General features: G+C 75.5%; 16 protein-coding genes. 9 read left to right on the forward strand and 7 right to left on the reverse strand.

What is annotated here, in order from left to right:
- A partial coding sequence (locus DEF28_RS02705) for a hypothetical protein (protein ID WP_114433305.1) occupies nucleotides 1-346 on the reverse strand: 346 nt, incomplete at its 3' end.
- 109 nt (nucleotides 347-455) lie between these two features.
- Nucleotides 456-1394, reverse strand: coding sequence for a carbohydrate kinase family protein (locus tag DEF28_RS02710; RefSeq protein WP_114399044.1), 939 nt, complete (start codon nucleotides 1392-1394; stop codon nucleotides 456-458).
- Nucleotides 1395-1840: 446 nt separating this feature from the next.
- Between DEF28_RS02710 and DEF28_RS02715 the strand changes: the two genes are divergently transcribed.
- From DEF28_RS02715 to DEF28_RS02740, 6 genes are all read left to right on the forward strand, one after another.
- Nucleotides 1841-2578: a FadR/GntR family transcriptional regulator gene (locus tag DEF28_RS02715; protein WP_114399045.1), complete on the forward strand. Its 738-nt coding sequence runs from the start codon at nucleotides 1841-1843 to the stop codon at nucleotides 2576-2578.
- Entirely contained in the window at nucleotides 2575-4059 is a 1485-nt protein-coding gene (locus DEF28_RS02720; RefSeq protein ID WP_114399046.1) for an amino acid permease, read from the forward strand. The genes DEF28_RS02715 and DEF28_RS02720 overlap by 4 nt, the downstream gene beginning before the upstream one ends.
- Nucleotides 4060-4121: 62 nt before the next feature.
- Nucleotides 4122-5162 carry an asparaginase gene (locus DEF28_RS02725; protein ID WP_114433307.1) on the forward strand — a complete coding sequence of 347 codons (1041 nt, stop codon included), beginning with the start codon at nucleotides 4122-4124 and terminating at the stop codon, nucleotides 5160-5162.
- A 213-nt stretch (nucleotides 5163-5375) separates the two neighbouring features.
- Entirely contained in the window at nucleotides 5376-6179 is an 804-nt protein-coding gene (locus tag DEF28_RS02730; protein WP_114399049.1) for a universal stress protein, read from the forward strand.
- A gap of 118 nt (nucleotides 6180-6297) precedes the next feature.
- A complete protein-coding gene (locus DEF28_RS02735; RefSeq protein ID WP_158562746.1) occupies nucleotides 6298-6756 on the forward strand; it encodes a DUF1963 domain-containing protein in 459 nt (152 codons plus the stop codon).
- 126 nt (nucleotides 6757-6882) lie between these two features.
- On the forward strand, nucleotides 6883-7116 hold the full coding sequence (locus tag DEF28_RS02740; RefSeq protein ID WP_158562747.1) for a DUF1963 domain-containing protein: 234 nt from the start codon (nucleotides 6883-6885) through the stop codon (nucleotides 7114-7116).
- A gap of 16 nt (nucleotides 7117-7132) precedes the next feature.
- Here DEF28_RS02740 and DEF28_RS02745 read toward each other — a convergent pair whose 3' ends face one another.
- Nucleotides 7133-7804: an HAD family hydrolase gene (locus tag DEF28_RS02745; protein WP_114399052.1), complete on the reverse strand. Its 672-nt coding sequence runs from the start codon at nucleotides 7802-7804 to the stop codon at nucleotides 7133-7135.
- 454 nt (nucleotides 7805-8258) lie between these two features.
- Here DEF28_RS02745 and DEF28_RS02750 point away from each other — a divergent pair, with 454 nt between their 5' ends.
- Nucleotides 8259-8750 carry a DUF7144 family membrane protein gene (locus DEF28_RS02750; protein ID WP_114399053.1) on the forward strand — a complete coding sequence of 164 codons (492 nt, stop codon included), beginning with the start codon at nucleotides 8259-8261 and terminating at the stop codon, nucleotides 8748-8750.
- 63 nt (nucleotides 8751-8813) lie between these two features.
- On the opposite strand, the gene DEF28_RS02755 is transcribed toward DEF28_RS02750, so the two are convergent.
- The 4 genes from DEF28_RS02755 to DEF28_RS02770 all read right to left on the reverse strand — a co-directional run bounded on the left by DEF28_RS02755 (nucleotide 8814) and on the right by DEF28_RS02770 (nucleotide 14339).
- A complete protein-coding gene (locus tag DEF28_RS02755; protein WP_114399054.1) occupies nucleotides 8814-11219 on the reverse strand; it encodes a beta-xylosidase/alpha-l-arabinosidase in 2406 nt (801 codons plus the stop codon).
- 71 nt (nucleotides 11220-11290) lie between these two features.
- The gene (locus tag DEF28_RS02760; protein ID WP_114399055.1) at nucleotides 11291-12169 is read right to left on the reverse strand and encodes a carbohydrate ABC transporter permease; all 879 of its coding nucleotides are present in this window, start codon (nucleotides 12167-12169) and stop codon (nucleotides 11291-11293) included.
- Nucleotides 12166-13059, reverse strand: coding sequence for a carbohydrate ABC transporter permease (locus DEF28_RS02765; RefSeq protein ID WP_114399057.1), 894 nt, complete (start codon nucleotides 13057-13059; stop codon nucleotides 12166-12168). The genes DEF28_RS02760 and DEF28_RS02765 overlap by 4 nt, the downstream gene beginning before the upstream one ends.
- Entirely contained in the window at nucleotides 13056-14339 is a 1284-nt protein-coding gene (locus DEF28_RS02770; protein ID WP_233515056.1) for an ABC transporter substrate-binding protein, read from the reverse strand. Before DEF28_RS02770 ends, DEF28_RS02765 begins: the two co-directional genes overlap by 4 nt.
- Before the next feature lie 206 nt (nucleotides 14340-14545).
- Between DEF28_RS02770 and DEF28_RS02775 the strand changes: the two genes are divergently transcribed.
- Nucleotides 14546-15544, forward strand: a complete 999-nt coding sequence (locus tag DEF28_RS02775) for a LacI family DNA-binding transcriptional regulator (protein WP_114399058.1) — start codon at nucleotides 14546-14548, stop codon at nucleotides 15542-15544.
- Between the two features lie 106 nt (nucleotides 15545-15650).
- Complete coding sequence (locus DEF28_RS02780) at nucleotides 15651-17039, forward strand: aminoglycoside phosphotransferase family protein (protein WP_158562748.1); 1389 nt, start codon at nucleotides 15651-15653, stop codon at nucleotides 17037-17039.
- The last annotated feature ends 21 nt before the right edge of the window (nucleotides 17040-17060 follow it).

Raw genomic sequence — 17060 nt, forward strand, 5'->3', positions numbered from 1 at the left:
GCTCGCTCGGCCGCGCGAGCCACGCGGCGGCCATGGCGGCGGTGCCGGCCAGGGCCAGCAGGAGGAGTTTTCCGGCCGCCATCCGGGAGTCGGCGCCCACCGCCTCGACCGTGTCGCAGGGATGGGCCTCGCCGGCGCCGTGGCCGTGGGCGGCCTCCGGGGCGCACACGGGCGCCTCGGCGGCCGGAGCCGCGGCGACCGCCACGGCGGACTTGGCCGCACCGTCGTGGGCGCCGACCGCCTGGGCGTGGCACCACTGGCAGAGGAACTGCACGGCGAGCAGCGACATCAGCAGGACGGCCCTGGCCCAGGGCCGTCGCAGGATCGCCGCCGTCGCTCGGAACACGAGTGGAAGACTACACAGACCGTCCCAAGGGTGGCACACGCCCGTTTATCCCCCCTGGTCACGCGGCCGCCACCGGTGCGGGCGCGGTCGGCTCCGGCGGTTCTGCCGGTCAGGCGGCCGCGCCGGGTTCCGCCATCTCGGGGAGTTCCGCGCGGGTCGGCGGGTCGGCGCCCGGGCGGGCGACGGCGATCGCGGCGGCCCGGCCGGCGTGCGCGAGCAGCGCGGAGAGCCCGTCGGCCGACAGCGAGCGCAGCCGGGCGCGCCGGCCGGCGCCGAGCAGTCCGAGGGTCCACAGGCCGTCGATCAGCGCGGCCATGAAGGCGTCCCCCGCTCCCACGGTGTCCGCCACGTCAGCGGGCACCGCCGCGAGCGCGAGCGTCGCGCCCGGCGCGAACGCGACGGCGCCGTGCTCACCGCGGGTCAGGACGACCAGGGAGGGGCCGGCGGCCAGCCAGGAGCGCGCCGCCGCCTCGGGGGCGGTGTCCGGCTCCAGCCAGCCGAGGTCCTCCTCGCTGACCTTGACCACGTCGCTGGCGGCGACCCGTTCGGCCACCCGCCGGCGGACGTCCTCGCGGTCCCCCATCACGGTCGGCCGGACATTGGGGTCGTAGGTGATGGTGGCGTGCGCGGCGGCGCGGCGCATGAGGTCGAGCACCTGCTCGCCGCCCGGCTGGTACACGGCGGCGATGGAGCCGGTGTGCAGCACCCGCACCGCGGGGTCCACGGTCACGGCGGGCAGCCGCCAGTCCAGCGTGAACTCGTAGGTCGCCGAGCCGTTCTCGTCCAGCACGGCCTCGGCGCGCGGGGTGGGGAGGTCGTCGGCCACCCGGTCGGGCAGCAGCACGCCGGACGCGCTCAGGTGCCGGTGGAGCAGCTCACCGTCGGAGTCCTGCCCCCACCGCGTGAGGAACCGGGTCGGGCGGCCGAGGCGGGCCAGCCCGAGGGCGGCGTTGGCTCCGCTGCCGCCGGGATGGCGCCGGGTCGGCGCGCCGGGCCGCCGCACCACGTCGATCAGCGCCTCGCCGACCACGAGGGCGCCGGCCGTCACCGCGCCCTCCCGGCCGCCGCCGGCCGCTGGCGGGCGGCGGGACCGGCGAGCGGTCCCGGACCGGCGCCTCGCATCCGCCACAGCTGCACACCGCTTCGCACCGCACCGCCTCCGGTTCCGGGTCCAACGCCGGAGGGACGGTATCGCCGCGGTTCACCGGACGTCAACAGTGCGGCCGGACCGCCGCTGAGGGGGACCCGGCCGCGCCGCCGAGCGCGGTCCGCACCCCGCCGCCTACCCCCGCGGCGCTGGACGGCGGATCCCCGCCGGGCCGCCTCGGAGTGGTGCCTGCCGGCCGCCGCGGGCGCCACCGCGCCAGGAGGCGCACCCCCATCGCCCCAGGTCGGACCGGCCATCGGCCGCGCGGGGCCGGAATGGCCCGGCGGAGTCCCAAGCTTCACCATCATGTCTTGACACTCCAGACATGTCCGACTCAGGATGCTCGCATGGACCTGTCAGACAGCCGGACAGCCGGGCGAGCGCCCCTCCCGGGCCGGGTCAGCGCCATGGAGGCGGTGCTGACCGACCTGCGCGGTGCGATCGAGCGCGGCGACCACGCTGTCGGCGACAAACTCCCTCCCGAGGCCGAACTCGCCCGGCACTACGGCGTGAGCCGCTCGGTGATCCGCGAGGCGCTGCGCGCGGCCCAGGCGCTCGGCCTCACCGTGCCGCGGACCGGCAAGGGCACCTACGTCGCCTCGAACCGGCCGGTCGAGAACCCGCGGTTCGGCTCCTACTCCGCCCGCGACCTCGTGGAGGTCCGGCGGCACGTCGAGATCCCGGTCGCCGGCTACGCGGCGGTCCGGCGCAGTGAGGACGACCTGGAGGTGCTCGCCCGGCTGATCGCGCGGATGGAGGTGGAGCAGGACGACACCGCGTGGGTGGCGCTCGACACGCAGTTCCACATCACCATCGCCGAGGCGTCCGGCAATCCGGTCTTCCGCAAGGTCATCGAGGAGATCCGCGACGCCCTGTCCCGGCAGTCGATCTTCCTCAACCGGCTCGGCAACCGCCGGGAGCAGTCCGACCAGGAGCACCGCGCCATCCTGCGCGCGATCGCCGACGGCTCCAGGGAGTCGGCGGTCGAGGCGATGACCACGCACCTCCAGCGGGTCGAGTCGACCCTGACCACCATCGTGCGCCCCGGTCGCGGCGGCGGCACCGAGGACGAGGGGGCAGCGTGAGCGAGGAGACCCTCAGCCCGGACCACCGGCGGCCCCGCCGGGGGCACGTCGACGCCGGCGACGCGGGTTACCGCAAGTCGCTGAAGGCCCGCCACATCAACATGATCGCGATCGGCGGCGCCATCGGCACCGGCCTCTTCCTCGGTGCGGGCGGCCGGCTGGCGCAGGCCGGGCCCGCACTGGCGATCGTGTACGCGGTGTGCGGCCTGTTCGCGTTCTTCGTGGTGCGCGCGCTGGGCGAACTGGTCCTGCACCGGCCGTCCTCGGGCGCGTTCGTCTCCTACGCCCGGGAGTTCATGGGCGAGAAGGGCGCCTACGTCGCGGGGTGGATGTACTTCCTGAACTGGGCCACCACCGGCATCGCCGACATCACTGCCGTCGCGCTCTACGCCCACTTCTGGAGCCCGTTCACCGACATCCCCCAGTGGCTGCTCGCGCTGGTCGCGCTGGCCGTGGTCCTCGCGGTGAACCTCATCTCGGTGCGGATCTTCGGCGAGCTGGAGTTCTGGTTCGCCATCGTGAAGGTCGGCGCGCTCGTCGCCTTCATGATCGTCGGCCTGGTGCTCCTGGCGACGCGCGCCGAGGTCACCGGGCACACCACCGGCCCGCAGCTGATCGTGGAGAGCGGCGGGCTGTTCCCCAACGGCCTGCTGCCCGCGGTGGTCGTCGTCCAGGGCATCGTGTTCGCCTACGCCTCGGTGGAGCTCGTCGGCGTGACGGCCGGGGAGACCGCTGAGCCGGCCAGGGTCGTGCCCCGCGCGATCAACTCCATCATGTGGCGGATCGCGGTCTTCTACGTCGGGTCGGTGCTGCTGCTGTCGATGCTGCTGCCGTGGCACGCCTACTCGGGGTCGCAGAGCCCGTTCGTCACGGTGCTGTCCAACATCGGCGTGCCCGCCGCCGGCGGCGCCATGAACCTCGTGGTGCTGACCGCCGCCATGTCCAGCCTCAACTCCGGCCTGTACTCCACCGGCCGCATCCTGCGCTCCATGGCGATGTCGGGGTCGGCGCCCCGCTTCACCGGGGTCATGAGCCGCAGCCAGGTCCCCTACGGCGGCATCATGCTGACGGCGGGCATGTGCGTGCTCGGCGTCGGGCTCAACTACGTGGTTCCGCAGCGCGCCTTCGAGATCGTGCTGAACTTCGCGGCCATCGCGATCCTCAGCACGTGGGGGATGATCATCCTCTGCCACCTGCTGTTCTGGCGCCGGACCCGCTCCGGTGCGCTGAGCCGGCCCGCCTACCGGCTGCCCGGGGCCCCGTGGACCCAGCTCGCCACCCTCGCCTTCCTGCTCTCCGTCGCCGTGCTCATGTGGTTCGAGGGCGACGCGGGCCGGATCACCCTCCTGTCACTGCCGCTCATCGCGGTGGGGCTGTGGGGCGGCTGGTTCCTGGTCCGCCGCCGGGTCCGCGAGGTGAGCGCGCGGCGGACCGCCGAGGCCACCGCCGCGGAAGGCGGGGGACCGCCGCCCGCCCGCTGACCCGCACCGCCCCTGCCACGCCGGCCGTCCGACCGGCCCCGACCGCCACACATCCGGAGACCATGAACACCGCAGCCGCCGTCCGCGAGCCGTCGCACGTCCCCGTCGCCCACCTCGTCCGTGCCGGAGTCGTCGAGGGGGTGCACCACGGCTCGGTCGTGGTGCTCGACCCCGACGGCACCGTCCAGCTCGCCGTCGGCGACGTCGCCGCGGCCTGCTACCCGCGTTCGGCGCTGAAGCCGGTGCAGGCCGTCGGGATGCTGCGCGCGGGGCTGGCGCTGGACGGCGAGCTGCTGGCGCTGAGCGCGGCCAGCCACTCCGGTGAGGAGCGGCACGTCGCGGGCGTGCGCCGGATCCTGGACGCGGCGGAGCTGACCCCCGCCGCCCTGCGCAACACCCCCGACCTCCCCTACGATCCGGCGGTCCGCGACACGTGGCTGGCGCGGGGGCGCTGCGCCGACCGGCTGGTGCAGAACTGCTCCGGCAAGCACGCCGCGATGCTGCTCACCGCCCGGCGGCGCGGCTGGTCCCTCCACGACTACACCGACCCCCGCCACCCGCTCCAGCTGGAACTGGCCGCGACCGTGGCCGACCTGGCCGGTGAGGCGGTCGCCCATGTCGCGGTGGACGGCTGCGGGGCCCCGCTGTTCTCCGTCTCGCTGCTCGGGCTGACCCGGGCGGTGTCCCGCATCGCCGCCGCGCCGGAGGGCTCCCCCGAGGCCGCCCTGGCCCGGGCGCTCCGCCGGCACCCCGACATGGTCGCGGGAGAGGGCCGCGACGTCACCCGGCTGATGCGCGCGGTCCCCGGCCTGATCGCCAAGGACGGCTTCGAGGGCGTGCAGGTGGCCGCCCTGCCCGACGGGCGGGCCGTCGGTGTCAAGATCGCCGACGGCGCCGACCGGGCACGTATGCCGGTGGCCGCCGCCGCGCTGGCCGTCTGCGGTGTCGACCCGGCCGCGCTGTCGCCCTTCGCCGAGGCGCCGGTGCTGGGCGGCGGCGCTGTGGTCGGCGGCCTCCGGGCGGCCGGGGACCTGGCCCGGGCCGTGGCCGGGCGGCCGCCGGCCGCCGGTCCGCCCGTCCCGGTCGGCCCGAGCTGCGGCTGACCGGCACTCCCGCCGCCGGCAGCGCGCGCCGGCCGGCCTCCCGCGGCTTCGGCGGCATGTTCATCGCGCCGCTTTTCCGGTTGAATACGGCCTTGTGCGGTTGTGCCGCGTTCGCCCACTCCCCGCAGCGCCCGGCAGGGCCCCGGGGCGGGGCGCCGCCGCGGGACCGGGCGCGGCCGCCGCGACGTGGACGGACGACGAGAAGGGACAGCGATGCTGCCTGTCATGGTCGGCACCGACGGTTCGGAGTCCAGCCTGGCGGCCGTCGGCTGGGCCGCGCGCGAGGCCCGGCAGCGGGGCGTCCCGCTGCGGATCCTCGCTGTGGGGCCGGACGGCGTCACCAACCCGACCGGGCGGCAGATGTCCCGGCATGACTTCCTGGTCCGGCGCCAGTTGGAGGATCAGCTGGAGACCGCCCGGGCGCACGCCCGCGAGCAGGCCCCCGGCGTGGACGCGCGCATCGAGGTCCGCGTGGGCCCCCCGGCGGCGGTGCTCGCCGAGGAGACGGCACGCCATCTGGTCGTCGTCGGCGCTCGCGGACTGGGCGGCTGGTCCGGTCTGGTCGCCGGCTCGGTGAGCCGGCAGGTCGCCACCCAGGCGCCCGGCCCGGTCGTGGTGGTGCGCCAGGCGCCTCTCGAACCCCTCGGCCGGATCGTGGTGGGGGTCGACGACGCCGAGCACTCGGTGGCCGCGCTGGAGTTCGGCTACCTGGAGGCCGCGCTGCACGGCGCGGAACTGCGGGTGCTGCACGCCGGGGCGGGCGGCGGCCTGCCGGAGTCGCTGTCGGCGCGGATCGAGGCCGCCGGGGCGGCGCGTCCCGGCGTCCGGGTGCACACCTCCGTCACCAGCGGCGACGTCCCCGCCGCGCTCGCCGAGGCGTCCCGCGACGCGGACCTCACCGTGGTCGGCTCGCGCGGCCGCAACCGGCTGAGCGGGCTGCTGGTCGGCTCGGTGGGCCAGGGGCTGCTCAGTCTCGCGCACGGACCGGTGGCGATCGCCCGCGATCCCCGGGACTGACCGCGCGGCCGCCGGGTGCGCCCGGCGGCCGCGCACGCGGACGGCCGAACCGTCACCGGCGTGCGGTGTGATGCACGGCCATGGACCTCCAGGAAGCGGCCGCCCGGATCCGGCAGGTGTGCGTCGACCATTTCGGGGACCGGCTGGGCCCGCAGGTCGCCGCACTCGCCGGCCCGGCTTCCCCCTCACCCCGGCCCGGGACACCCGGCCGCCGATCGGCGCCAGCCGCCTGGGCGGGCCGGCCCTGCTGGAGCCCGGCACCCCGTGGCCCGACCACGAGGGCGTTCCGCTCAACCTGCTGGCCGTACTCGACACCGACGCGCTCGCCCCGTGGCTCACCGCCGACGACCTGCCGGTCCGGCCGGGGCTGCTCAACTTCTTCCACCAGTACGAGGCCGACGGCGCCCAAGGGCACAGCATCGCCCCCGAGGCGTGCCGGGTCATCCCCGCGCGTCCCCGCCGCGCCGAAGTGGTGCCGGCCCCCGCGGAGGCCACCGCCTTCGCCCCGGTCCCGCTGCACACCCGGCCGGTCGTGTCCGGGCCGCAGGTACTCGGCTACGACTGCGACCCGGCGTAGGAGGACCTCGACTTCGGTGACCTCATCGGCCCGGAGTCGGGGTGGGAGGACGACCCCGCCGGCTACGTCAGGGCCACCTTCGGGCCCCTCTGGAACGACTGCCTGGACACGGACGGGGCCCCGTACGTGGACGAACGGCCCCACCTGTGCTTCGACCAGGCGTTCGGCTGGACGCCCTTCCTCAACGCGCTCTGGCTGCACGCCGACGAGGGCAGGGGCTACCGGCACCTGCTCACGCTGTCCAGCAACGAGATGTGGCAGTGGGTCAGGGGCGACGGGCACCTGCACTTCGTGATCCCGGAGGAGGCCCTGCGCGCCGGCGACTTCCCCCGGGTGCTGGTCGACGTGGACGCCGGCTGAGGGGGGCCCGCCGCCGTCAGTGCCGCGGCGCTGCCACCCACTCCGCGATCTGGGCCAGGGAGGTGAGGGCCGTCGCGTCGCCCGACGCGCCGTCAGCGGTCGCGTCGGGGACGAGGAAGACCCGGCAGCCGGCCGCCGCGGCGGCGGCCGCGCCGGAGTCGGAGTCCTCGACCGCCCACGCCTCGGCCGCGGCGACGCCGAGCAGCCGGGCCGCGCGCTCGTAGGGCTCGGGGGCGGGCTTGCGCTCGGTGACGTCGTCGGCGGTGACGACCGCGTCGAAGAGCTCCGGGCCGATCCGGTCCAGCGACAGCTCGGCCAGGCGGCGCGGCGACGAGGTGACCAGCGCCATCGGCACCCCGGCGGCGCGCACCCGGCGCAACGTCTCGGCGGCGCCCGGGAGCACGACGAGGTCGTCGCGGAGCAGCCCCTCCACACGGCGCAGCACCTTCTCGTGGATCGCGTCGCACTCGGCCGGCGTCACCGGCGTGCCGGTGTGCCGGGCCAGGATGGCCATCGTCGTCGGGGAGTCGGTGCCGACCATCTCGCGCCGCACCTCGGCGGTGAGCGGCCGGCCCATCGCCTCCGCCACCTCGTCGAGCGCGACACCCCACAGGGGTTCGGAGTCGACCAGCGTCCCGTCCAGATCCCACAGCACCGCCGCCGGCCGCGTCGGCTCCAGCAACCCCATCCGGTCCTCTCCTCTGTCAGCCGTCCCGTACGGGGCGGCCGCCGCCGGCCGCCGCCCCTCCCCAGGATGGCGGCCGACCGGGGGCGAGCTCAACCGGGGGTGAGGCGGTTCACCCGCGACCGGGCGGGCCGGGCGCGGGTCCGGGCGCGCGGGGTCCGCCGCCGGCGTCCCGGCGGCCCGGCGCCGCGGGCCGTGCGGGCGGGCTCCAGTTACCGAAACATGCACCGCGATTTGCCCGCCCGATGCGGGCACCCGGCTTAGGGTCAGGAATCGGGACGTTCATTGCGCGGCCGTGAATGGATCCGCCCGTTCGAGGGCGCGCTGCCGCGTAGCGAAGAAGCGGATCGGCGCCAGGGCCATCGCTCCCCGGACCGGTTCGTCGACATTCGAGAATGACCGGTGCCCGGAACCGCCGGGCCGACAGCTTGCACCAACGTTTCTGGGAGGTCGCAAGATGAACGGGTCCCGAATCAGCGGAGGGGGCGTCTTCGCCCTCACCATGCTGCTCATCGTCGGAGTCTTCAACTTCATCCAGGGGCTGACGGCCCTCGTCACGCCGCACCACTTCATGGTGCTCGGGACGGACATGCTCCTGTGGGGCTTCGGGGCGTGGGGCACCCTGATGATCATCATGGGCGTGCTCCTGGTGCTCGCCGGCCTGGCCCTGTACAGCGGCCAGGCGTGGGCGCGGACGGCGGCCGTGGTGCTCGCCGCGGTCAACGTCGTCGGTCAGCTGTGCTTCTTCTTCGCCTTCCCGCTGTGGTCGGCGGCCGCCATCGCACTGAACATCCTGGCCATCTACGCCTGCACCCGCGGGTGGGGCGAGGCGGCGACCTACCGCGCCGGCCGTGCCGACGCCGCCCGCGTCGCACCGCCGCGCCGGGGCGTCGAGGAGCCCGCGGCTCCGCAGCGGCCCGAGCCGCGGCCGGAGCACCGCCAGCCGTAGGGAGGTCGCACGCGAGACGGGCTGGGGACGGGTTCCCCGGCCCTCTTCCGTGTCCGGGGCCCGTCACCGCACGGTCGCGGTGCTGGTCAGCCGCCGCGTGTGGTCGACCACCCGCGTCTCGCCGGTCAGCCGGATCCGGGCGGTGAAGCGGATGTCGGCGCTGGAGGCGGCCAGCGCGAGGTGCAGTTCGCCGGGCTCCACGACGCGCCTGCCGTCCGGGCCGGTATAGGCGGCGAGGTCCGCGGGCACGGCGAACTCCACCCGGCGGCTCCCTCCGGCGGGCACCGCGACCCGCGCGTAGCCCACCAGCCGGCGCACGGGACGGGTGGTCCGCGCCACCGGGTCGCTCAGGTACAGCTGGACGACCTCGGTCCCGTCCCGGTCGCCCACGTTGCGGACCGCGCAGCCCACGCGCACCGTCGCGTCGGTACCCGCCGGCGCGACCCGGTCCGCGGGCAGCGGTTCGCCCGCCAGCCGCGGGTCCTCCCAGGTGAACCGCGTGTACCCGCGGCCGTGGCCGAACGGGAAGAGCGGGGTCGGGTCCACCGAGCTCTCCTGCCCCCGGTGCCCGAGCCGCGGGGCCAGGTAACCGGCCGGCTGGCCGCCCGGCAGGCGGGGCACGCTCACGGGCAGCCGCCCGGAGGGGTTGACCCGGCCGGACAGCACCCCGGCGACGGCCGGCCCGCCCTCCTCTCCGGGGAAGAACGCCTGCAGCTGGGCGGCGAGCCGGCCGGCGAACTCCCCGAGGGCGTAGGGGCGGCCGGTGAGCAGGACGAGGACGACCGGTGTCCCCGAGTCCAGCAGCGCGTCGAGCAGCCGCTCCTGCACGCCGGGCAGCCGGAGCTCGGGCACGTCGCAGCCCTCCCCCGAGGTGCCGCGCCCGAACAGGCCGGCGCGGTCGCCCAGCACGGCGACGCACACGTCGGCCGCGCGGGCCGCGTCGACCGCCGCGGCGATCCCGGAGGTGCCGGCTCCGTCGACCGCGCAGCCCGCCTCGTGGTGGATCCGGGCGCCGGGGAGCTCCCCGCGCAGGCCCTCCAGCACAGTGGGCACCCGCACGCCGAGCGGCACGTCGGGGTGCCGGACGCCCACGTGGCTGGGGAACGAGTAGCAGCCGAGCATCGCCATGGGGTCGTCGGCGCAGGGGCCCACCACGGCCAGGCGCAGGTCGGGGCGCAGCGGCAGCACACCGGCGTCGTCGGCGAGCAGGACGACCGACTCCTCGGCGATCCGCCGGGCGAGGTCGCGCTGCTCGGGCGGGTCGAGGTCCACCCGCCCGCCGCCGGCCGGCGCGAGTCCGGGCGGCTCCGGCGACCATCCCGCGTCCAGCAGGCCGAGCTCGCACTTCTGCGTCAGGACCCGCCGGGCGGCGCGGTCGACGAGCTCCTCGGCCACCTCGCCGGCGCGGACGGCCGCCAGCAGCGGCTCGCCGTAGCAGTGCACGGCCGGGAGTTCGACGTCGACGCCGGCCGACAGCGCGAGCGCCGCGCTCTCCCCCGGGCTGCCGGCGACCCCGTGCAGGGTCTGCAGGAACCCGATGCCGAAGTAGTCGGCGACCACGGTGCCGGCGAACCCCCAGCGGTCCCGGAGCAGCCCGGTGAGCAGGCCGGCGTCGGCGGCGGCGGGCAGGCCGTCGTTCTCGGTGTAGGCGTGCATCACGGAGCGGGCACCGCCCTCGCGCACCGCCATCTCGAAGGGGGGCAGCAGCACGTCGGCGAGCTCGCGGGGGCCGACCGACACCGGCGCGAGGTTGCGGGCGGCGCGGGAGGCGGAGTAGCCGGCGAAGTGCTTGAGGGTCGCCACCACGCCGGCCGACTGCAGGCCCCGCACGTAGGCTGTGCCGACCGTGCCCACCAGGTAGGGGTCCTCGCCGATGGTCTCCTCGGTCCGCCCCCACCGCGCGTCGCGGGTGACGTCGAGCACCGGGGCGAGCCCCTGGTGTACGCCGACGGCGCGCATGCTCGCGCCGATCCGGGCGGCCATCTCCTCGACCAGCCCGGGATCGAAGGTCGCACCCCAGGCGAGCGGGGTCGGGTACACCGTGGCGGTCCACGTCGTGAACCCGGACAGGCACTCCTCGTGGGCCAGGGCGGGGATGCCGAACCTGCCCGCCGCCGCGATCCGGCGCTGCAGTCCGGCGAGCCGGCGCGCGCCGTCCGCCGGGTCCACCGGGGCGGTGCCGAAGGGGCGGGTGAGCTGCCCGAGCCCGGACGCGATCAGCCGCTCCCAGGGCTCCGACGGGCCGCCCTGCTCGTGCTGGTGCGGCGCGACGTTCGCGTCCTCCGCGGACTCCGCCGCTCCCGGCTCCGGCCCCCCGGACGCGTCCCCGCCGATCCAGACGCTGTTCAGCTGGGCGACCTTCTCCTCCAGGGTCATCGCGTCGAGCAGCGCGGCCACCCGTTCGGCGACGGGCGTCGCCGGGTCCCGCCAGGCGCCCGTCCGGTGGTCGTGGTCGCTGGGAAGCGTCATGCGGTGCCCTCCTCGGGGTCGGTGCCGCGCGGTGTCGGTCGGCGGGGCGGGCGGCGGCGGGCCGGCCCCGGTCACTTTCCGCCCACTCCCATCAGCCCGTTGACGAGGGAGCGCCGGGCGACGAGGTAGAGGATGAGGATCGGCACCGCGGACAGCGCCACGGCGGCCAGCATCCCCGGGATGTCGACGCGGTACTGGCCCTGGAACTCGAACAGGCCGAGGGTGATGACCCGCTGGTCCCGGGACTGGGTGAGGATGAGCGGGAACAGGAGGCCGTTCCACGCCTGCAGCGAGGCGTACGTCGCGACGGTGGCGATCCCGGGCCGCGACAGCGGCACCACCAGGCGGAGGAAGGTGCGGACGGAGCCGGCGCCGTCCAGTGCCATGGCCTCGTACAGGTCCTCGGAGATGTCGCGCATGGACCCGGTGAGGATGAGCACGCAGACCGGCAGCGCGAACGCCGCCGTGGGCAGGATGATCGCCGCCAGCGTGTCGTACAGCCCGAGCTCCCGGATGATGAGGTAGACGGGGATGACCACCGCCTGGGCGGGGATAGCCAGGCCGAGCAGGAAGAACCGGAGGACACCGCCGGCCCACCGGCCGCGGGCGCGCACGACGGCGTAGCCGACGGGGACGGCGAGGACGACCACCAGGGCGGCCACCGCGACCGTCACCACGGCGGTGTTGGCCACGAAGGTGAGGAAGCCGTTGCGCACCGCTCCGACGTAGTTGTCGAGGGTGGGGTCGGCCGGCGGGGTGAGGGGCCCCTCGCTCAGGTACCCCTCGCGGGGGCGGACCGAGGCGACCAGCAAGACGTAGACGGGGAGCCCGACCACCAGGAGCCACAGCAGGGCGCCGGTCCCGGCCAGCCAGTTGGGCCGGCGCGGGGCGCGCGGCCGCCGCCGCGCCGGGCGGGCGGTGCCGGCCCGGGCCGGAGCCGGGCGCCTCACATGCCCTCCCGGGTGCTGCGCATGGCGGCGAACCCGGTGAACCGGACCAGCAGCAGGGACACCCCGGTGGCGGCGACGACCAGGGTGGCCGCGATGGCGCTGGCGTAGCCCATCTCGTAGCCGGCGAACCCGACGCGGTACATCAGGTACGGCACGATCGAGGTGTCGGTGCCGGGGCCGCCCTGGGTGAGGATGAGGACGGTCTCGAAGTAGGTGAGCGCGCCGACGACCATGAGGACCGAGGACGTGGTGATGGTGTGCCGCAGCTGCGGCAGTGTGACGTGCCAGAACCGGCGGAACCGCCCCGCGCCGTCGATCTCGGCCGCGCCGTACAGGACCGCCGGGATCTGGCGGGCGCCGCCCTGGTAGATGAGCGTGTGCAGCGGGATGAACTGCCAGGCGCTGACGAACACGACGGCCAGGAACGCCCCGGCGGAGCTGCCGAGGACGTTGGCGTCGGGGAGGCCCAGCCACGGCCCCACCCGCGTGATCGGCCCGAAGTTGGGGTCGAGCAGCGTCTTCCACACGATCGCGACCGCCGCCGAGGAGAACAGCAGCGGGGTGAAGAACACCGCGGAGAGGACCGCCCGGTTGCGCTGCGGCCCGGCCGCCCAGACGCCGAGCAGCAGGCTGATCGGTGTCTGCACCAGCCAGGTGGCGGCGGTGAGGGCGGCGCTGAGGACCACGGCCTGGCGCATGACCGGGTCCCCGGCCAGCCGCACCCAGTTCTGCGCCCCGGTGAAGCGCGGGGCGCCGAGCCCCTCCCACGAGGTCAGGGAGAGGTAGCCGACGAGCAGCAGCGGGACGACCGCGAACACCAGGAAGAACAGCGCTCCGGGCAGCGCCCAGGCGGCGCCCGGGCGGGCGGGACCGCCCGCCGCGGCGCTCATCGCAGAGCCGCCAGGGCGTCGGTGAACCGCTCGGGCGTGCTCTGGCCGTTGAAGAGCCGCTGGATCTCGGTGTGCATCGGCGCGGCGACCGACGGCGGCAGCGCCTGGTCCCAGGACAGGGTGAAGCTGGGGGCCCGCTGGACCAGCTCGTACTGGAACTCGGCGTACTCGGGGTCCGGGGCGTCGGCGAAGTGCTCGGCGGCGTCGGCCGTTGTGGGCACCTCGCCGTTGGCGACCATGTCGCGGACGTACTCCTCGTCGGCGGTGGTCCTGAGAAAGGCCAGGGCGTGCTCGGTGTGCGGGCTGTCGGCGGTGACCGAGAAGAAGTTGGTGGGGTTGCCGACGAGGTTGGCCGGGTCGCCCGCCCCGCCGGGCATGGCGGGGAACGGGACGTAGCCGAGGCCGCTCTCGGCGAACGCGGGCGCGTCGGCGAGCTGGGTGGAGTACTCCCAGGCGCCCATCAGGTGCATGGCGGCGCGGCCCTGCGCGAGCAGGGCGGACGCGGCGCCCTCGGTGTAGCTGACGGACCCGAAGTTGTCGCCGAAGGCGCCGCGCTCGACCAGGTCGCGCACGGTCTCGGCGGCGCGCAGCACGGCGGGGTCGCGCCACCCCTCGTGGTCGCCGGACTGGATGCGCGCGAAGACCTCGGGGCCGCCGTAGCGGTCGACGAGGTACTGCAGCCACATCTGCTCGGTCCAGGGGGTGGCGCCGGCGAGTGCGAACGGGGTGACGCCCGCCTCCTGGAACACCTCGACCAGGTCGAGGACGTCCTCCCAGGTCCGCGGGGGCTCGGCGCCCGCCTCGGCGAACACCTCGCGGTTGTAGAAGAGCAGCACCGGCTGGGTGCCGCGCAGGGGGATGCCGTACTGGACGCCGTCGACCTGCCCGGCCTGCAGGACGGCGGGGAGGAAGGCGTCGCGGAGCTCGGGGTCGTCGGCGAGCAGGTCGTCGAGCGGCAGCAGGGTGCCCGCCTCCACGTAGGGCCGGATCCCGCCGCCGCCCCAGTTGAAGAAGACGTCGGGCTGGTCGTCCGAGCCCATCACGGTGCGCAGCCGGTCCTCGTAGCCGTCGCCGGGGACCTCGACCATGGTGGCCGTGACGTCCGGGCCGTGCTCGGCGTTGAACCGGTCGACCGCCGCCTGCTGCACCACGTTGAGGCTGTCCTGGTACATCCAGACGTCCATGGCGTCGTCGCCGCTCCCGGCTCCGCAGCCGGTGAGGGCCAGCACCGCCAGCGCCGTCGCCGCGGCGAACACGGCTCGCCGTTTGAAGTTGACCACCGCAGGTCCTTTCGAAACTATCGGTTGACGTCTCGAAACTTCTGGAGCCCGAACGTACGTCGCCGGATACCGGCCGTCAATACCGTCTGAGACGTGGATCACGCTCCCCGCGCCGAGCTGGCCGGACGCGGGTAAGCTCGCTTCTCGTGACGACCGAACCACCACCGCAGCCGGCCAACGACTCCGCCGCCACCGAAAACTCGCCCATGACGATCGCGAAACTTGCGGAGGCCGCAGGGGTCTCGGTCCCCACCGTGTCCAAGGTGCTGAACGGCCGGTCCGACGTCGCGCCCGCCACCCGGACCCGTGTCGAGGAGCTCATCCGCCGGCACGGCTACCGGCGGCGCCGCGGGCCGGGCGGCGGACGGGCCGCCACGGTCGACCTCGTCTTCCACGAACTGGACAGCGCGTGGGCCATCGAAGTGATCCGGGGCGTGGAGCGGGTCGCCCGGGCCGAGGGCATCAGCGTGGTGCTGTCGGAGTCCGGCACGGACCCCGGCGCGCGGGACGGCTGGGTGGACTCCGTCCTGGCACGCCAGTCCGTCGCCGTGGTGCTCGTCTTCTCCGACCTGGCGGCCGCCCAGCGCGCCCGCCTGGCCGCCCGCGGCATCCCGCTCGTCATCGTGGACCCGACCGGCACCCCGCCCGACGACACGCCGTCCATCGGCTCGGCCAACTGGAGCGGCGGCCTGGCCGCGACCCGGCACCTCGCCGAGCTCGGCCACACCCGCGTCGCCATGATCAGCGGCCCGCCCGACGTCCTGTGCAGCCGGGCGCGGATCGACGGCTACCGCGCCGCGCTGGAGACGGCCGGGCTGCGCGTCGACCCGGCTCTGCTCCGCACCGGCGACTTCCACGTGGAGGCCGGCGTCGAGGCCGGCCGGCGGCTGCTCGCGCTGGCCGATCCGCCCACCGCCGTGTTCGCCGGCAACGACCTCCAGGCGCTCGGGGTCTACGAGGCCGCCCGCGAGGCCGGTGTGCGGATTCCGGACGACCTCAGCGTCGTCGGCTACGACGACCTCCCGCTGGCCCGCTGGGTCGGGCCGCCGCTGACCACCGTCCGCCAGCCGCTCACCGAGATGGCCGAGGAGGCGACCCGGCTCGCCCTCAGCCTGAGCCGGGGCGAGCGGCCCGCCAACCTCCGGCTGGACCTGGCCACCAGCCTGGTGGTCCGGCAGAGCACGGCGGCGCCGGGCCGGCGGTGAGCCGCCCCGGGCCGCGGAGCGGGCGCGCCGTCCGGCCCCGTAGGGTGTCAGCGGCGAGAGCCGCGCGGCCGGCGAACACTCCCGGCCCTGGACGATGGGGACGCGCATGGCCGACGGGTTCAGCTGGTGGAAGTACCCGGTGATCCGCCCGGCCTCGGGCCAGGGCATGAGCAACCGGGTGCGCACGTACCGGCGGGAGGACCACCCGGACAGCTACGTCGTCAGCCGGATGACGGCGTTCCAGGATCCGTACGACCTGCGCGTGCTGGACGAGGTCGAGGTGCTCGACCTGCTCCGCGGCGTGGACTTCACCCCCGACGTCCTCGCCGTCACGCCGCACAGCCCGCTGAGCCGCACCCTCATCGTCACCTACCTGGGCCGGCTCAGCGACGAGCCCCCGCCGCGGCACCTGACGAGGGAGACGGTCCGCGACTTCGCGCTGCGCAACCTCTCCGCCGTCGCCGGGACCGACTGGTCCGCGCCCGGGCTGCGCTCGGCGTACCGGGCCGCTCTGGAGCACCAGCGGGCGAACATCGAGGCGATGTGCGAGCAGGTTCCGGGCAGCAGCGTGATCCCCCTGGAGCTGAACGGCCACCCGCCCACGATGGAGGCCGCGGCGGCGGCGCAGGTCATCCGCTCCGCGCGGTACGCGGAGCGCCGCTACGGCGTCGACGGCCTGCGCTCCTTCGGCCTGCTGCCGGCCGACCGGATCGCGCAGGAGTGGGACCGGTTCTACACGCCGCCGGACAGGGGCGCCGAACCGAGCCGGCTCGTCCACCGCGACGCCCGCCTCGACAACCTCACCCTGCGCTCCGCCCGGACCCTCGATCCGACCGACCCGCCCGAGCGCCTGGTGGGCCTCATCGACTGGGAGCTCGCCGGCTTCATGACGCCGCGCAGCGGACTGCTGCACGAGCTCGCGGTCATGGACCGGCACTTCCGGTCGCCGGTGGAGCTGGAGCGGCTGCTCGCGGCGTCGCCCGAGCATGCCAACGCGCTGCGGCGGGAGATCGCCCAGAGCGCCTACAACGACGTGCTGCGCGGGCACGAGACGGTGGACGGGAAGCGGCGGCTGCCGGCCTCCGCGGTGACGGCGACGACGGAGCTCTTCCGGGTCGCGTTCGGGCTCGACCGCTGGGACCTCCGGCCGCACGCCCGGCAGCGGGAGACCGAGCGGATGGCGGCCGAGCTGAGCGGGCGGCGTGCCGCCTACGCCGACTGGCCCAAGAGCCACGGTTCGCAGGTCGCGCCCTACCCCGCGCGCCCCCTGGCCGTGCGCGCCCCCGCGCGGCGGCCGGCCCACGCGCCGGCGGGCCCCGGCCGCTCCGCCGAGACCGTCACCGTCATCGACGCGGTGCTGCACACCGCGCACAAGCCGACCAAGGCCTCCCCCATCACCGCGTCCGAGACCAACCGCTCCGCTGCCGCCGTGCGCCCGGCGGTCGTGGCGCGCGACACCGCCGGGCACCGGTACCTGCCGCGCCGGGGCAGGTGAGCCGGAGCCACGGCGGCGCCG

Source organism: Marinitenerispora sediminis (assembly GCF_003336425.1).
Taxonomy (GTDB): domain Bacteria; phylum Actinomycetota; class Actinomycetes; order Streptosporangiales; family Streptosporangiaceae; genus Marinitenerispora; species Marinitenerispora sediminis.

Excerpts from the sequence above, each read along its gene's own strand:
- DEF28_RS02730 (WP_114399049.1), top strand. The coding sequence starts at position 5,376 with ATGCTGCCTGTCATGGTCGGCACCGACGGTTCGGAGTCCAGCCTGGCG.
- DEF28_RS02755 (WP_114399054.1), bottom strand. The coding sequence starts at position 11,219 with ATGACGCTTCCCAGCGACCACGACCACCGGACGGGCGCCTGGCGGGAC.
- DEF28_RS02715 (WP_114399045.1), top strand. The coding sequence starts at position 1,841 with ATGGACCTGTCAGACAGCCGGACAGCCGGGCGAGCGCCCCTCCCGGGC.
- DEF28_RS02745 (WP_114399052.1), bottom strand. The coding sequence starts at position 7,804 with ATGGGGTTGCTGGAGCCGACGCGGCCGGCGGCGGTGCTGTGGGATCTG.
- DEF28_RS02775 (WP_114399058.1), top strand. The coding sequence starts at position 14,546 with ATGACGATCGCGAAACTTGCGGAGGCCGCAGGGGTCTCGGTCCCCACC.
- DEF28_RS02780 (WP_158562748.1), top strand. The coding sequence starts at position 15,651 with ATGGCCGACGGGTTCAGCTGGTGGAAGTACCCGGTGATCCGCCCGGCC.
- DEF28_RS02750 (WP_114399053.1), top strand. The coding sequence starts at position 8,259 with ATGAACGGGTCCCGAATCAGCGGAGGGGGCGTCTTCGCCCTCACCATG.
- DEF28_RS02765 (WP_114399057.1), bottom strand. The coding sequence starts at position 13,059 with ATGAGCGCCGCGGCGGGCGGTCCCGCCCGCCCGGGCGCCGCCTGGGCG.
- DEF28_RS02725 (WP_114433307.1), top strand. The coding sequence starts at position 4,122 with ATGAACACCGCAGCCGCCGTCCGCGAGCCGTCGCACGTCCCCGTCGCC.